Source organism: Bacillus sp. FSL K6-2841, assembly GCF_037976435.1.
GTDB lineage: Bacteria > Bacillota > Bacilli > Bacillales > Bacillaceae > Bacillus > Bacillus pumilus.
In genome coordinates, this window is record NZ_CP150266.1 from 161,142 (window position 1) to 175,850 (window position 14,709).

At 45.3% G+C, this 14,709-nt stretch carries 10 protein-coding genes, 2 tRNA genes and 3 rRNA genes; 11 read left to right on the forward strand and 4 right to left on the reverse strand.

The features are described 5' to 3' along the window. Positions 1 to 31: 31 nt before the first annotated feature. Positions 32 to 601: a DUF4825 domain-containing protein gene (locus MHH68_RS00940; protein WP_339164713.1), complete on the reverse strand. Its 570-nt coding sequence runs from the start codon at positions 599 to 601 to the stop codon at positions 32 to 34. Between the two features lie 145 nt (positions 602 to 746). Between MHH68_RS00940 and MHH68_RS00945 the strand changes: the two genes are divergently transcribed. The 3 genes from MHH68_RS00945 to MHH68_RS00955 all read left to right on the forward strand — a co-directional run bounded on the left by MHH68_RS00945 (position 747) and on the right by MHH68_RS00955 (position 3,124). Beyond that, positions 747 to 1,190 carry a DUF2521 family protein gene (locus MHH68_RS00945; RefSeq protein ID WP_339164715.1) on the forward strand — a complete coding sequence of 148 codons (444 nt, stop codon included), beginning with the start codon at positions 747 to 749 and terminating at the stop codon, positions 1,188 to 1,190. 58 nt (positions 1,191 to 1,248) lie between these two features. Then, the gene (gene cwlD, locus MHH68_RS00950; protein WP_008345202.1) at positions 1,249 to 1,962 is read left to right on the forward strand and encodes an N-acetylmuramoyl-L-alanine amidase CwlD; all 714 of its coding nucleotides are present in this window, start codon (positions 1,249 to 1,251) and stop codon (positions 1,960 to 1,962) included. Positions 1,963 to 2,065: 103 nt separating this feature from the next. Then, on the forward strand, positions 2,066 to 3,124 hold the full coding sequence (locus MHH68_RS00955) for a P-loop NTPase (RefSeq protein WP_339164717.1): 1,059 nt from the start codon (positions 2,066 to 2,068) through the stop codon (positions 3,122 to 3,124). A 38-nt stretch (positions 3,125 to 3,162) separates the two neighbouring features. Here the strand turns inward: MHH68_RS00955 and gerD are convergent, their stop codons facing one another. Beyond that, positions 3,163 to 3,741 carry a spore germination lipoprotein GerD gene (gene gerD / locus MHH68_RS00960; protein ID WP_339164718.1) on the reverse strand — a complete coding sequence of 193 codons (579 nt, stop codon included), beginning with the start codon at positions 3,739 to 3,741 and terminating at the stop codon, positions 3,163 to 3,165. Positions 3,742 to 3,831: 90 nt separating this feature from the next. Here gerD and MHH68_RS00965 point away from each other — a divergent pair, with 90 nt between their 5' ends. Next, positions 3,832 to 4,434, forward strand: coding sequence for a KinB-signaling pathway activation protein (locus tag MHH68_RS00965; protein ID WP_058015820.1), 603 nt, complete (start codon positions 3,832 to 3,834; stop codon positions 4,432 to 4,434). Here MHH68_RS00965 and pdaB read toward each other — a convergent pair. Continuing rightward, complete coding sequence (gene pdaB / locus MHH68_RS00970) at positions 4,427 to 5,191, reverse strand: polysaccharide deacetylase family sporulation protein PdaB (protein WP_339164720.1); 765 nt, start codon at positions 5,189 to 5,191, stop codon at positions 4,427 to 4,429. The two genes, MHH68_RS00965 and pdaB, sit on opposite strands and share 8 nt — an antisense overlap. 378 nt (positions 5,192 to 5,569) lie before the next feature. On the opposite strand from pdaB, the gene MHH68_RS00975 reads away from it, so the two are divergent. The 7 genes from MHH68_RS00975 to MHH68_RS01005 all read left to right on the forward strand — a co-directional run bounded on the left by MHH68_RS00975 (position 5,570) and on the right by MHH68_RS01005 (position 13,419). Beyond that, positions 5,570 to 7,118: ribosomal RNA gene (locus tag MHH68_RS00975) — 16S ribosomal RNA — on the forward strand. Between the two features lie 182 nt (positions 7,119 to 7,300). Continuing rightward, positions 7,301 to 10,231, forward strand: a 23S ribosomal RNA gene (locus MHH68_RS00980). A 61-nt stretch (positions 10,232 to 10,292) separates the two neighbouring features. Then, positions 10,293 to 10,408: ribosomal RNA gene (gene rrf / locus MHH68_RS00985) — 5S ribosomal RNA — on the forward strand. Together the 16S, 23S and 5S rRNA genes with 2 tRNA genes alongside form the textbook arrangement of a ribosomal RNA operon. A 42-nt stretch (positions 10,409 to 10,450) precedes the next feature. Further along, a tRNA-Asn gene (locus MHH68_RS00990) sits at positions 10,451 to 10,525 on the forward strand. A 1-nt stretch (position 10,526) separates the two neighbouring features. Further along, positions 10,527 to 10,599: transfer RNA gene (locus MHH68_RS00995), tRNA-Thr, on the forward strand. A gap of 353 nt (positions 10,600 to 10,952) precedes the next feature. Beyond that, positions 10,953 to 12,392, forward strand: a complete 1,440-nt coding sequence (locus MHH68_RS01000) for a SulP family inorganic anion transporter (RefSeq protein ID WP_339164722.1) — start codon at positions 10,953 to 10,955, stop codon at positions 12,390 to 12,392. Positions 12,393 to 12,453: 61 nt separating this feature from the next. Continuing rightward, entirely contained in the window at positions 12,454 to 13,419 is a 966-nt protein-coding gene (locus MHH68_RS01005; RefSeq protein ID WP_058015143.1) for a bile acid:sodium symporter family protein, read from the forward strand. 39 nt (positions 13,420 to 13,458) lie between these two features. Here MHH68_RS01005 and MHH68_RS01010 read toward each other — a convergent pair whose 3' ends face one another. After that, positions 13,459 to 14,706: a DUF1343 domain-containing protein gene (locus MHH68_RS01010; protein WP_339164725.1), complete on the reverse strand. Its 1,248-nt coding sequence runs from the start codon at positions 14,704 to 14,706 to the stop codon at positions 13,459 to 13,461. Positions 14,707 to 14,709 lie beyond the last annotated feature (3 nt).

Genomic DNA, 14,709 nt, shown 5'->3' on the forward strand with positions numbered 1-14,709 from the left:
AAAAAACAGAGGGAGACAGCCCTCTGTTTTTTTAATTTTGCATGGGAAACGATTTGTATACATCTTGGCGTTTCTCTTTTGACTTCACAACTCCATCAACCAGTTCCTTCTGCAAAAGTGCTACATCGTCTTGGTACTCTTTAAAGGAGTGAGGGAGCTTTTTTTCTAGCTGTTTTCTTTGAAACGTGACGGATTGTTTGTCGTTAGAGTTTATCTTGAGTGTCACTTGCTCAGCATTATCGATAAGAATAAAAAGTGCCAATGCGTTATATAAGTAGTTCTTTTCAATGGTATCCTTCTTGTCAAACCAAAATGTATCAAATTGTTCTTCTGTATAATTGCCATTTTCTTTCACGCCATATGTCACTTTTAGCTCTTTTTCATCTATGATTTCATACTCACGAATCACGTTACCTGGAAGATCTGATAAAATAGCGCCAATTGCTCCGTTGTCTCCAATATAAGAATTTTTGTGCTTAGAAAGCTGTTTTAATGATATGTCTTCTATTCCTTTTATGTCGCTCTTCTGCTCAGTAGCCTTACTGCTGCATCCAGATAAGGCGACTGTTAGTAGCAATAGGATATACATCCACTTCTTCATGAATTTTGCCCCTTTTCATTCTTTCTATATATAAATGTTCATTTTATCACAATTTTCCAACCCATTAGCTCATTGATTTCCATTTACTGAACTGCATGTTTTGTTCAAAGCAACGAACAATACAAAGAAAAAAGGAGTTCAGTCTATGGCAGAGGTTCTTTCATTTTATCAATTGAAAACAAAACGAGATGTCACGCTTGAAAAGAAGCTGTTGCGTACATTGTCTCTTCAACAGGTGACGGTCGCTTCTGAGAAATTCACGAAGAAGCTGTTCCCATTTGCAGATGATCCAGCTGGGATTATGAGTGATGGCTGTATCGATTTCGCCATTGAAGCTTTTTTAGCTGGTGGGAGATACGGTGAGTCAAGCAAGTACGGTGAATCGTTCGATGATATAAAGAAGCGATCAGTTCAAGAAGAAGATGAGCTGGCTGAGGAGCTAGCAGGGTGTTTGCAATCGTGGGCGAATATGTTCCGAATGGAGCGGAGGATGTCATGTCTGTATCCATTTGCGAAGGATTTTTTAAACATGTGGTGGCAGGAAGGCTTTCGAGAATCAGAAAAAAGGCATAAGCTTCGGCTGCACTAAGCATATTTCCAGCCCTTGTCCCATATCTATAAAATAATGGTGTATGGGAGGGACAGGGATGAAAAGAAAGCTGAAATGGACAGGGTTTTTAATCGGGTTTATTGTCCTCTTATTCTTATTCAGGTTTCAATTTCTAAATGATGATTCGTGGAAATCGTGGAACTTGCCTCTGAGCGGCAAGATCATCTATTTAGATCCGGGTCATGGCGGTCCAGATGGCGGGGCTGTAGGAGGAGAACTGCTTGAAAAAGAGATTGCACTGGATGTATCCATGAAGATACGTGACTATTTGCAGGAGCAGGGAGCACTTGTTCTTATGACCCGCGAGGATGATTCTGATTTATCATCAAAGAATACAAAGGGATATGCGCGGAAGAAAGCGGAGGATTTAAGAAACCGTGTAAAAGCCATCAATGAGTCTGAAGCGGATCTCTATTTAAGTATTCATTTAAATGCGATCCCATCGAACAAATGGAGCGGCGCACAGACGTTTTTTTACGGAAAATATGAAGAGAATGAAAAGGCAGCGAAGTTCATACAAGATGAATTACGCAATAATCTTGAAAACACAGATCGAAAGGCGAAGCGTATCAATGGCATCTATTTAATGCAAAATGTCACAAAGCCCGGAGCTCTTGTGGAAATTGGATTTCTCTCCAATCCGAAAGAGGCCGGCCAGCTGGCAACACCTAAATATCAAGATCAAATAGCCGCCTCCATTTATAAAGGCATATTAAGATATTTAACAGAGCAAAAAGAGCCGCCTGAATAAGGGGCTTTTTCCTTTTGAACGCAGGCAAACAGGACAGACATTGTAAGGATATGTATGATATACTTGGATTGTAAACGAATTCAATAAAGGGTGAGGTTCTGCTATGATCGGACAAGATGATGTGAGAAAACTAGTTGGGAAGATGGACGAACCTTTCCTTCATATACCGCTTGGTGAGCTGGATGCCATCAAGGAAATCAGTCTAAAGCCTGAAAAAGAACATGTAAGCTTAAAGGTGGCTATTGCCAAAACGGACACTGCTGAACAGATGAAGCTTCAGCAAGACATCGTACAAGCTTTGAAAGCAGAGGGCGCTAACACAGTAGGACTTCGTTTTGAAGAACTTCCTCAGGAAACACTTGAAAGGTTTATGCCGGCACAAGATGAGGAAGAAAATTTGCTCAACTCTAAAAATCCGCCTGAGTTCTTAGCGATTGCGAGTGGAAAGGGCGGCGTTGGGAAATCCACCGTGTCTGTCAATCTTGCTGTAGCACTGGCCCGTCTAGGGAAAAAAGTCGGCCTGATTGATGCAGATATTTATGGCTTTAGTGTACCGGATATGATGGGAATCACCGTCAGACCAACGGTTAAAGGGGATAAAATTATTCCTGTGGAACGCTTTGGTGTCAAAGTGATTTCAATGGGCTTTTTTGTTGAAGAAAATGCACCGGTCATTTGGAGAGGACCGATGCTTGGTAAAATGCTAAATAACTTCTTCCACGAAGTCGAGTGGGGAGAATTAGATTACTTACTATTAGACCTTCCACCTGGAACGGGAGATGTGGCGCTTGATATTCATACAATGCTTCCAAGCTGTAAAGAAATCATTGTCACAACACCGCATCCAACAGCTGCTTTCGTTGCTGCTAGAGCAGGCGCAATGGCACTGCAAACAGATCACGAGGTGCTGGGGGTCGTTGAGAATATGAGCTACTATGAAAGCAAGAAAACAGGTGAGAAGGAATATGTTTTTGGAAAGGGCGGCGGGGACAAGCTGGCGGAGGAGCTGCGAGTATCAGTCCTTGGTCAGATCCCTTTAAGACAGCCTGATTGGAATGAAGATGATTTTGCTCCATCTGTCTATGATGCGAGTCATCCGACAGGGGAAGTGTATCAACACATTGCCAATAAAGTCATTGAACAACTAGCAGTAAAAGCATAATGAAAGCCCGAGTGGACCTTGTGCCACTCGGGTGATGTTTAACTGTCGCTTCCTTGTGAACCGGAATCACTGCTGCTTTCAGATGCTGCTTTTTTCAGCTCATCTTCGAATTTCTTCTTATAGAGAGGGCTACTTAATGTTTCTGTAATGACTTTCTCTAAGTGCTTTCTGAACTCTTTGCTTTTGACCAGTTCACCGTATTTCTTTTCCATTTCGGGATCCTTGAGAATATCCATCATCAATTGCTGATAGTCAGGGTCCTTCATTAACTGTTTTAACATCTTTTCATGCTGTTGCTGCATGGATTTCGCGAAAGTCTCGGCAAATTTAGAATCCTCAAAGACCTTCTTCCAGAACTCTTTGCCTTTATCAGAAGTCAGTGTTTTCTCTATCGTTTTTTTCACAGTTTGTTCATCCATTACCAAAGCTTCATTCATTGCCTCGTCATTTAATAACTGTTGAATGGCCTTTTTACCGTCATCTGTCTTCAATATATCGACGACCATTTTCTTTGTTTCGTCATAGTCCATATTAGATGAGGATTGGGTTTTGGGAGCACAAGCTGTTAGAGATAAAAGGAGAAAACAGCTCATTATACGCAAGATGCCTTTTGACATACTGTGGCTCCTTTCGATACATGTCTTACTTTTAATATGAATGTTTCACGTAAATTTATACATAACAAAAATAGGGGTTGGATCAATTCAATGAAAAGTCGGGATTTAGTTCGTTTTTTCTTCTCTGTGCTAGCTGTTGGAGCGGTCATTACAAGCGTGGTAGGCTTTGCGCTGGAGTGGGGGAAATATCAGAAGCTTTTTATATCGTTTGACATTCTAGAAATCGCATCTGTGTTGTTTTGGTTCATTGGTGTGGGGATGATTTTTAGTGTCATTAGCCAGATGGGGTTTGTTGTCTTTTTGACGGTGCACCGGTTTGCGTTAGAGATTTTCCGATCGCATTCTTTATGGAATACCATTCAGTTGTTTCTGGTGATCTTTGTGCTGTTTGATTTAGCTTACTTGCGGTTTTTGCTTTTCGGGGAGAATGAATCATTTCTTCCATACTTATGGCTGCCTGTCTTTATCGGTGTGTTCGCATTGATCGTGGCTTACTTTAAACAGCAGCAGTCCTCTAAGAAAACATTTGTTTCCGCAATGTTTCTCATGGTTGTCATCACGTCGCTAGAATGGTTCCCGGCGCTTAGAGTTAACGAAGAGGACTGGCTGTATTTAATGCTATTCCCGCTATTAGGCTGTAATGCGTTTCAGTTATTAGCTATGCCGCGGTTTTCAAAGGCGAAAGCTACTTAACTTCCGATGACCTTGTTTTGGTATTGGAGATCAGTTCGCCAACCGTCACATTTTTTAAATTCTTCTCTTTGATTTGTTTCAAAATAGCTGGTAAGGCTTGAGCGGTTTGGGTTGCTGAATCTGAGGCATGGAAGAGAACAATGTCTCCGCTTTTCATTCGATCATTTACATTCTGAACAATCTGATCGATGCCTGGATTCAGCCAATCCTGTGAATTGACGCTGTAATGGACAACGGTATAACCGTACTGTGTGGCAATTTTTAATGCTTTTTCGTTAAATTGCCCAGTTGGCGGTCTTAATAGTTGAATGTCATCTAGTCCAAGCTTTTGAAATGAATTTTGTGCCCGGACAAGATCTTGCTTGATTTCACTATCTTCAAGCTGGCTATAATTTTTATAAGCATAGCCAAGGCTGCCAATTTGGTGGCCGTCCTCTCTAATTTGTTTGACGATATCAGGATGCCGCTCGGCCCAAGAAGCAGATAGAAAGAAAGTAGCGTTCTTTATATCGTGCTCTCGAAGGACATTTAAGATTGGGACTGCCTTCTCATCTCCCCAGCCGATATTAAAAGTCAGGGAGACATGTTTTGAGGAAGTCTCGCCTTTATAAATGGCTCGGGGCCCATGTTCTGTTTTAAATACCGACAGCGGCGGTGCCTTTTGTACATAAAAAAAGGTTGCAGCTGCAAGGGCTGCTACAAGAATAATGACAACTTGCTTCAGCCGTTTAATAGGCAACACATATAGTCGACTCAATTCAAACACTCCTGCCTTGTCCGAGATTGTTACTTGATTGTATGCAGGACAAGGGTTTGAGATGCATAATAAAACTATTTCAAAAAAAGTTTTGAAAAGGCGTTGACCGATAGAATGTTTTCGTGATATATTATTAATCGTCGCTGACACACAGTGACAAACACAAAACGCTTCGGGAAATAAACTTGAAAAAAGTTGTTGACATAAAATGAAGCGAAATGTTATATTATTAAAGCCGCTAAGAACGGCGAAGATGATCTTTGAAAACTAAACAAGACAAAACGTACCTGTTAATTCGAGTTTTTATAAAAAAATCCTATGAAACATCATAGGTAGTCAGTCAAACACTGACGAAAAACAAAACTTCGGTTTTGTACTTTTTCGGAGAGTTTGATCCTGGCTCAGGACGAACGCTGGCGGCGTGCCTAATACATGCAAGTCGAGCGAACAGAAGGGAGCTTGCTCCCGGATGTTAGCGGCGGACGGGTGAGTAACACGTGGGTAACCTGCCTGTAAGACTGGGATAACTCCGGGAAACCGGAGCTAATACCGGATAGTTCCTTGAACCGCATGGTTCAAGGATGAAAGACGGTTTCGGCTGTCACTTACAGATGGACCCGCGGCGCATTAGCTAGTTGGTGGGGTAATGGCTCACCAAGGCGACGATGCGTAGCCGACCTGAGAGGGTGATCGGCCACACTGGGACTGAGACACGGCCCAGACTCCTACGGGAGGCAGCAGTAGGGAATCTTCCGCAATGGACGAAAGTCTGACGGAGCAACGCCGCGTGAGTGATGAAGGTTTTCGGATCGTAAAGCTCTGTTGTTAGGGAAGAACAAGTGCGAGAGTAACTGCTCGCACCTTGACGGTACCTAACCAGAAAGCCACGGCTAACTACGTGCCAGCAGCCGCGGTAATACGTAGGTGGCAAGCGTTGTCCGGAATTATTGGGCGTAAAGGGCTCGCAGGCGGTTTCTTAAGTCTGATGTGAAAGCCCCCGGCTCAACCGGGGAGGGTCATTGGAAACTGGGAAACTTGAGTGCAGAAGAGGAGAGTGGAATTCCACGTGTAGCGGTGAAATGCGTAGAGATGTGGAGGAACACCAGTGGCGAAGGCGACTCTCTGGTCTGTAACTGACGCTGAGGAGCGAAAGCGTGGGGAGCGAACAGGATTAGATACCCTGGTAGTCCACGCCGTAAACGATGAGTGCTAAGTGTTAGGGGGTTTCCGCCCCTTAGTGCTGCAGCTAACGCATTAAGCACTCCGCCTGGGGAGTACGGTCGCAAGACTGAAACTCAAAGGAATTGACGGGGGCCCGCACAAGCGGTGGAGCATGTGGTTTAATTCGAAGCAACGCGAAGAACCTTACCAGGTCTTGACATCCTCTGACAACCCTAGAGATAGGGCTTTCCCTTCGGGGACAGAGTGACAGGTGGTGCATGGTTGTCGTCAGCTCGTGTCGTGAGATGTTGGGTTAAGTCCCGCAACGAGCGCAACCCTTGATCTTAGTTGCCAGCATTTAGTTGGGCACTCTAAGGTGACTGCCGGTGACAAACCGGAGGAAGGTGGGGATGACGTCAAATCATCATGCCCCTTATGACCTGGGCTACACACGTGCTACAATGGACAGAACAAAGGGCTGCGAGACCGCAAGGTTTAGCCAATCCCATAAATCTGTTCTCAGTTCGGATCGCAGTCTGCAACTCGACTGCGTGAAGCTGGAATCGCTAGTAATCGCGGATCAGCATGCCGCGGTGAATACGTTCCCGGGCCTTGTACACACCGCCCGTCACACCACGAGAGTTTGCAACACCCGAAGTCGGTGAGGTAACCTTTATGGAGCCAGCCGCCGAAGGTGGGGCAGATGATTGGGGTGAAGTCGTAACAAGGTAGCCGTATCGGAAGGTGCGGCTGGATCACCTCCTTTCTAAGGATATATGGAGCAGCGTGCGTTTTCGTCTTGTTTAGTTTTGAAGGATCATTCCTTCAAAACATGTCTCTAGCGAGACAGGATTGTTCTTTGAAAACTAGATAACAATAAGTAATACATTCACATTGAATGCAATGCAAAGTTCATCACACATAGTGATTCTTTCTAAAGTAAGAAATGGTTAAGTTAGAAAGGGCGCACGGTGGATGCCTTGGCACTAGGAGCCGATGAAGGACGGGACGAACACCGATATGCTTCGGGGAGCTGTAAGCAAGCTTTGATCCGGAGATTTCCGAATGGGGAAACCCACTGCTCGTAATGGAGTAGTATCCATACTTGAATACATAGAGTATGAGAAGGCATACCCGGGGAACTGAAACATCTAAGTACCCGGAGGAAGAGAAAGCAAATGCGATTCCCTGAGTAGCGGCGAGCGAAACGGGAACAGCCCAAACCAAGAGGCTTGCCTCTTGGGGTTGTAGGACACTCTATACGGAGTTACAAAGGAACGATATAAGCGAAGAGGTCTGGAAAGGCCCGCCAAAGAAGGTAACAGCCCTGTAACTGAAATGTTGTTCTCTCCAGAGTGGATCCTGAGTACGGCGGAACACGTGAAATTCCGTCGGAATCCGGGAGGACCATCTCCCAAGGCTAAATACTCCCTAGTGACCGATAGTGAACCAGTACCGTGAGGGAAAGGTGAAAAGCACCCCGGAAGGGGAGTGAAATAGATCCTGAAACCGTGTGCCTACAAGTAGTCAGAGCCCGTTAAAGGGTGATGGCGTGCCTTTTGTAGAATGAACCGGCGAGTTACGATCCCGTGCAAGGTTAAGCAGAAGATGCGGAGCCGCAGCGAAAGCGAGTCTGAATAGGGCGCATGAGTACGTGGTCGTAGACCCGAAACCAGGTGATCTACCCATGTCCAGGGTGAAGTTCAGGTAACACTGAATGGAGGCCCGAACCCACGCACGTTGAAAAGTGCGGGGATGAGGTGTGGGTAGGGGTGAAATGCCAATCGAACCTGGAGATAGCTGGTTCTCTCCGAAATAGCTTTAGGGCTAGCCTCAAGGTAAGAGTCTCGGAGGTAGAGCACTGATTGGACTAGGGGCCCCTACCGGGTTACCGAATTCAGTCAAACTCCGAATGCCGATGACTTATCCTTGGGAGTCAGACTGCGAGTGATAAGATCCGTAGTCGAAAGGGAAACAGCCCAGACCGCCAGCTAAGGTCCCAAAGTATACGTTAAGTGGAAAAGGATGTGGAGTTGCTTAGACAACCAGGATGTTGGCTTAGAAGCAGCCACCATTTAAAGAGTGCGTAATAGCTCACTGGTCGAGTGACTCTGCGCCGAAAATGTACCGGGGCTAAACGTATCACCGAAGCTGCGGACTGTTCTTACGAACAGTGGTAGGAGAGCGTTCTAAGTGCTGTGAAGTCAGACCGGAAGGACTGGTGGAGCGCTTAGAAGTGAGAATGCCGGTATGAGTAGCGAAAGACGGGTGAGAATCCCGTCCACCGAATGCCTAAGGTTTCCTGAGGAAGGCTCGTCCGCTCAGGGTTAGTCGGGACCTAAGCCGAGGCCGAAAGGCGTAGGCGATGGACAACAGGTTGATATTCCTGTACCACCTCCTCACCATTTGAGCAATGGGGGGACGCAGGAGGATAGGGTAAGCGCGGTATTGGATATCCGCGTCCAAGCAGTTAGGCTGGGAAATAGGCAAATCCGTTTCCCGTGAAGGCTGAGCTGTGATGGCGAGCGAAATTTAGTAGCGAAGTTCCTGATTCCACACTGCCAAGAAAAGCCTCTAGCGAGGTGAGAGGTGCCCGTACCGCAAACCGACACAGGTAGGCGAGGAGAGAATCCTAAGGTGATCGAGAGAACTCTCGTTAAGGAACTCGGCAAAATGACCCCGTAACTTCGGGAGAAGGGGTGCTTCTTAGGGTGTTAAAGCCCCGAGAAGCCGCAGTGAATAGGCCCAGGCGACTGTTTAGCAAAAACACAGGTCTCTGCGAAGCCGTAAGGCGAAGTATAGGGGCTGACGCCTGCCCGGTGCTGGAAGGTTAAGAGGAGCGCTTAGCGTAAGCGAAGGTGCGAATTGAAGCCCCAGTAAACGGCGGCCGTAACTATAACGGTCCTAAGGTAGCGAAATTCCTTGTCGGGTAAGTTCCGACCCGCACGAAAGGCGCAACGATCTGGGCACTGTCTCAACGAGAGACTCGGTGAAATTATAGTACCTGTGAAGATGCAGGTTACCCGCGACAGGACGGAAAGACCCCGTGGAGCTTTACTGCAGCCTGATATTGAATGTTGGTACAGCTTGTACAGGATAGGTAGGAGCCTTGGAAACCGGAGCGCTAGCTTCGGTGGAGGCATCGGTGGGATACTACCCTGGCTGTATTGACCTTCTAACCCGCTGCCCTTATCGGGCAGGGAGACAGTGTCAGGTGGGCAGTTTGACTGGGGCGGTCGCCTCCTAAAATGTAACGGAGGCGCCCAAAGGTTCCCTCAGAATGGTTGGAAATCATTCGCAGAGTGTAAAGGCACAAGGGAGCTTGACTGCGAGACCTACAAGTCGAGCAGGGACGAAAGTCGGGCTTAGTGATCCGGTGGTTCCGCATGGAAGGGCCATCGCTCAACGGATAAAAGCTACCCCGGGGATAACAGGCTTATCTCCCCCAAGAGTCCACATCGACGGGGAGGTTTGGCACCTCGATGTCGGCTCATCGCATCCTGGGGCTGTAGTCGGTCCCAAGGGTTGGGCTGTTCGCCCATTAAAGCGGTACGCGAGCTGGGTTCAGAACGTCGTGAGACAGTTCGGTCCCTATCCGTCGCGGGCGCAGGAAATTTGAGAGGAGCTGTCCTTAGTACGAGAGGACCGGGATGGACGCACCGCTGGTGTACCAGTTGTTCTGCCAAGGGCATCGCTGGGTAGCTATGTGCGGACGGGATAAGTGCTGAAAGCATCTAAGCATGAAGCCCCCCTCAAGATGAGATTTCCCATTCCGCAAGGAAGTAAGATCCCTGAAAGATGATCAGGTTGATAGGTCTGAGGTGGAAGCGTGGTGACACGTGGAGCTGACAGATACTAATAGATCGAGGACTTAACCTTTATTCTAATGTGAAGTTTGAACATTGTTATCTAGTTTTGAGAGAACATTCTCTCCATCAGGTTTGGTGGCGATAGCGAAGAGGTCACACCCGTTCCCATACCGAACACGGAAGTTAAGCTCTTCAGCGCCGATGGTAGTTGGGGGTCTCCCCCTGTGAGAGTAGGACGCCGCCAAGCTTTTTGTTTATATCCTTCCAATGGAAGAAGTTACTTTATCATTCCGCAGTAGCTCAGTGGTAGAGCTATCGGCTGTTAACCGATCGGTCGTAGGTTCGAGTCCTACCTGCGGAGCCATGCTTCCATAGCTCAGTAGGTAGAGCACTTCCATGGTAAGGAAGAGGTCAGCGGTTCGAGCCCGCTTGGAAGCTTTCCTCTAAATTATAATGATGAATGTTTAAGGTTTCTCGATGATGAGAAGGCTTTTTTTGTTTGTTTTAAAAATGTTGAACTTGCTCAGTGACAAGTAGACTCATGAAAATGGAATAAATCGATTGATAAGGAAGCTTTGTATCAATTTTCTACGCATTCCTTCTTTTTGTTCTTGATTCCTTAGTTCCTTTCTTATATTCTTACTAAAGTGATGATATCCTCTCTAACAAAAGACTCTGTACGTTCCTCTTTTTCCCCGAAAGTGAAGCATTTTTTATTTTCCTTTCTTCATCCCAGGTTTGATTGATCTTCTTTTCCGTGTACGGTATGTATATAAAAAGGAGTAGATGGTTTGAAAGATTTATTTGTAAAGCAAGAATGGTTTGGGCATGTGCGTCAGGATGTGCTTGCGGGTATTTTAGTGGCTCTCGCTTTAATTCCTGAGGCGATTGCGTTTTCGATTATTGCGGGCGTTGATCCGAAGATTGGGTTGTATGCTTCGTTTTGTATTGCCATTGTGATTTCGTTTGTTGGTGGACGACCTGGTATGATTTCGGCCGCTACAGGGGCTATGGCTCTGGTTATGGTTAATTTGGTAGCCGATCACGGACTACAGTATTTGTTTGCGGCTACAATTTTAACAGGTCTGATTCAAATAGTGTTTGGACTTTGCCGAGTGTCTCGTCTGATGAAATTTATTCCGAGGTCCGTGATGGTTGGTTTTGTGAATGCGTTGGCTATTATGATCTTTATGGCTCAGCTTCCGCATTTCGTTGGGGAATCGATGGCTATGTATATCATGACGGGTGGTGCTTTGCTAATCATTTATTTATTGCCGATGGTGATAAAAGTGATACCTTCTCCTCTCATTGCCATTATTGTCATGACGATCATTGCTGTATTTGGACATATTGATGTGAGGACGGTTGGAGATATGGGAGAGCTTCCTAGTTCTTTGCCTGCTTTTCTGATTCCTCAAGTACCGTTTAGCTGGGAGACACTTGCTATCATTTTTCCTTATTCTTTAGCGCTAGCGATGGTTGGTTTACTTGAGTCTCTTTTAACTGCACAGATTGTTGATGATATGACGGAGACGTCTAGTCGTAAGAACAAGGAAGCGAGAGGTCAAGGGATTGCCAATGTGGTTGCAGGATTCTTTGGTGGTATGGCTGGTTGCGCGATGATTGGTCAATCAGTGATTAACACGAAGGCAGGCGGGCGTGGCCGTCTTTCTACCTTTGTGGCAGGTGCATTTCTAATGGTACTGATTTTTGTACTCGGAGATGTGGTGGTTCAAATTCCAATGGCTGCTCTTGTAGCTGTGATGATCATGGTCTCCGTTGGGACATTCGATTGGAGTTCCTTTCAGCAGCTAAAAAAGAATCCGAAAACAGATTCTATTGTGATGATTGTCACGGTGGTGACGGTGGTGTTAACTCATGATTTATCAAAAGGTGTTTTTGCAGGTGTGCTGCTTAGTGCGGTATTCTTTGTGGCCAAAATATCGAAGCTTCATATTACCTCTACAGAAAGACAAGCAGAGACTTGGGTTTATCGAATTAAAGGGCAAATTTTCTTTGCTTCTGTCACTGATTTCATTCAGGCGTTTCATCAGGGGACAGATCTCCAAGCCGTTGTGATTGATTTATCTGAAGCGCGTATATGGGATGAATCTGGCGTGGCAGCGATAGAACGTATAAAGGAGAAGTATCAAGCAGCTGGCGTACAAGTAGACATCGTTGGAATGGATACACAAAGTCGAAAACTTGTGAATCAGGTAAATGGTTCATAATAAGTTCTTTCTGTTTGTTACAATAGAAAAGGTAAGAAAGTGAAGGATGGGGGTGGCCGGCATGCTTGTGCGTTTGAACCAAGTGCTCGGCCGGATGATGCCGCTTATTACGCCCATTAGTGTGTTACTTGGTGTTTTATTAGCGGCTTATTTAAAGGATTTTACGTTTATGGTGCCTTGGGTATTTGCCATTATGACATTTTCAGGGAGCTTATCGTCTACTTTTTCATCTTTAAAACATACGGTGATGCATCCATTGCCTTTGATTTTATCGTTTATGATTTTGCATGTGCTGATGCCTCTTTATGCATGGTCAGCGGGGCATTTGATCTTTGCGGGTGATTCCATGACGATCACCGGTTTGACGCTTGCGATGGTGATTCCGACAGGTGTGTCTAGTTTAATATGGGCGGCGATGTATAAAGGAAATGTCGGGTTAACGTTATCTATTATTTTAATTGATACGTTGCTTTCGCCATTGATTGTGCCAGTAAGCTTGTCACTCTTCGTTGGTACACAGGTCCATATGGACATGTTTGCCATCATGAAAGGGCTGTTCGGTATGGTGGTGCTGCCCTCTATTTTAGGGATGCTCGTTCGTCAGTATGCAAAGCCATCGGTGACGAAAACATTGAGTCAGACCTTGGCTCCCTTTTCAAAATTAGGCTTGTTTGTTGTCGTATCGATTAACAGTTCTGTTGTCGCCCCATATTTGCGTGAACTGGATGCTGCATTTTTTAGCAAAGCAGCGACTGTCTTTTTCATTGCGATGAGTGGGTATGCTTTTGCGTGGTTGATTGGAAAGGTAATGAAATGTACTCAAGGAGAGATTGTGGCCATTGTGTATACAGGCGGCATGAGAAATATTAGTGCGGGAGCTGTGCTTGCTATTAGCTTTTTCCCGCCTGCTGTTGCGGTCCCTGTTGTGATTGGTATGCTGTTTCAGCAAGTGCTTGCTGCCTTGTTTGGTTTCTTACTCAATCGCTTTGAGCTGAAAGCACCTGCTGTGACTAAATCTTTATCATGAAAAGACCTCCATCCTATGAGATGGAGGTCTTTTTTCGAATTAATAGATGAGATATTTCTTCCGTGTCTTTTCGAATGATTTGAGGTCATGATGATAGTGCTTCATGATGTGTTTGACAGAGTTACCTTGATTGATTTCTTCTTTGATCCAACCATTTCCAATGAGTTTATCAAAGCTGCCAGTTTGAAGGAACTGAAAGTCTTTTGGATATAAATCATGTATGGCTTTGATGATGGATAACCCTGTTTTTACCGATTCAAATGAAGAGCGGTCTGTGACGTATAGCTGCACACCGTGTGATAGTTTCCCTGCATGTTTAGAAAAAGTGGGGGTGAATGATACAGGTCTAAATTTTACACCCTTTAGTTTTAATTGATTTAAATGATCTGCTAGCTCATTGCTATTGATATATGGAGCGCCAATGAGCTCGAACGGTTTTGTTGTTCCTCTTCCTTCAGAGACATTTGTGCCTTCAATTAATCCTGTGGCGGGATATACAAAGGTACTATCCACTGTCGGCATATTAGGTGAAGGAAGGACGAATGGCAGCTTCGTGTCTTCAAACGTCATGGAACGCTTCCAATTTTTCATTTTGATGACTGTGACATCAGCATTGATATGAAACTCTTTGTTAAAGAATGTTGCTAGTTCACCAGTTGTCATCCCATGTCTTAATGGTATTGGATAGAGCCCTACAAAAGAAGCGTGCTCAGGTTCTAAGACAGGGCCTTCTACTTTTAGTCCGCCAATGGGGTTTGGACGGTCTAGGACAACAAAGGGAATGTTGTTTTCTTTCGCAGCCTCCATCGCATAGGCCATCGTGTAAATATAGGTGTAATAACGAGCGCCAACATCTTGGATATCAAACAGCAAGACATCTACATTTTTAAGCATGTCAGGCGTTGGTTTTCTTGTTTTTCCATAGAGAGAGTATACAGGAAGACCTGTTTTTTCATCGGTATAGGATTCGACGCCTTCTCCTGCTTGTGCATCTCCGCGCACACCATGTTCAGGTCCATATAGAGCAGTAAGCTTGATATTTGGATGCTCAAATAGGAGATCGACACTGCTTTTCATATTTGCATCAATACCAGTTGGGTTCGTAATGAGGCCGACCCTTTTCCCTTTTAACCATGAAAGATTGCCTGAGAGCAGTGTTTCAATCCCTGTTTTAACTGTTGCTTTTCTTCCTTTTGTATCTGTTCGTTCTTGGTTTGCGGGGGAGGCGGCAGTCAATGTACTCATTATGAGAATGCTTGCGAGTATGAAGCTTGCTGTTTTTTTCAAGAG

What these genes read in the sequence shown, in the direction of transcription:
- MHH68_RS00940 (WP_339164713.1), bottom strand. Translation starts at nt 601, where the DNA reads ATGAAGAAGTGGATGTATATCCTATTGCTACTAACAGTCGCCTTATCT.
- MHH68_RS00945 (WP_339164715.1), top strand. Translation starts at nt 747, where the DNA reads ATGGCAGAGGTTCTTTCATTTTATCAATTGAAAACAAAACGAGATGTC.
- cwlD (WP_008345202.1), top strand. Translation starts at nt 1,249, where the DNA reads ATGAAAAGAAAGCTGAAATGGACAGGGTTTTTAATCGGGTTTATTGTC.
- MHH68_RS00955 (WP_339164717.1), top strand. Translation starts at nt 2,066, where the DNA reads ATGATCGGACAAGATGATGTGAGAAAACTAGTTGGGAAGATGGACGAA.
- gerD (WP_339164718.1), bottom strand. Translation starts at nt 3,741, where the DNA reads ATGTCAAAAGGCATCTTGCGTATAATGAGCTGTTTTCTCCTTTTATCT.
- MHH68_RS00965 (WP_058015820.1), top strand. Translation starts at nt 3,832, where the DNA reads ATGAAAAGTCGGGATTTAGTTCGTTTTTTCTTCTCTGTGCTAGCTGTT.
- MHH68_RS01005 (WP_058015143.1), top strand. Translation starts at nt 12,454, where the DNA reads ATGCTTGTGCGTTTGAACCAAGTGCTCGGCCGGATGATGCCGCTTATT.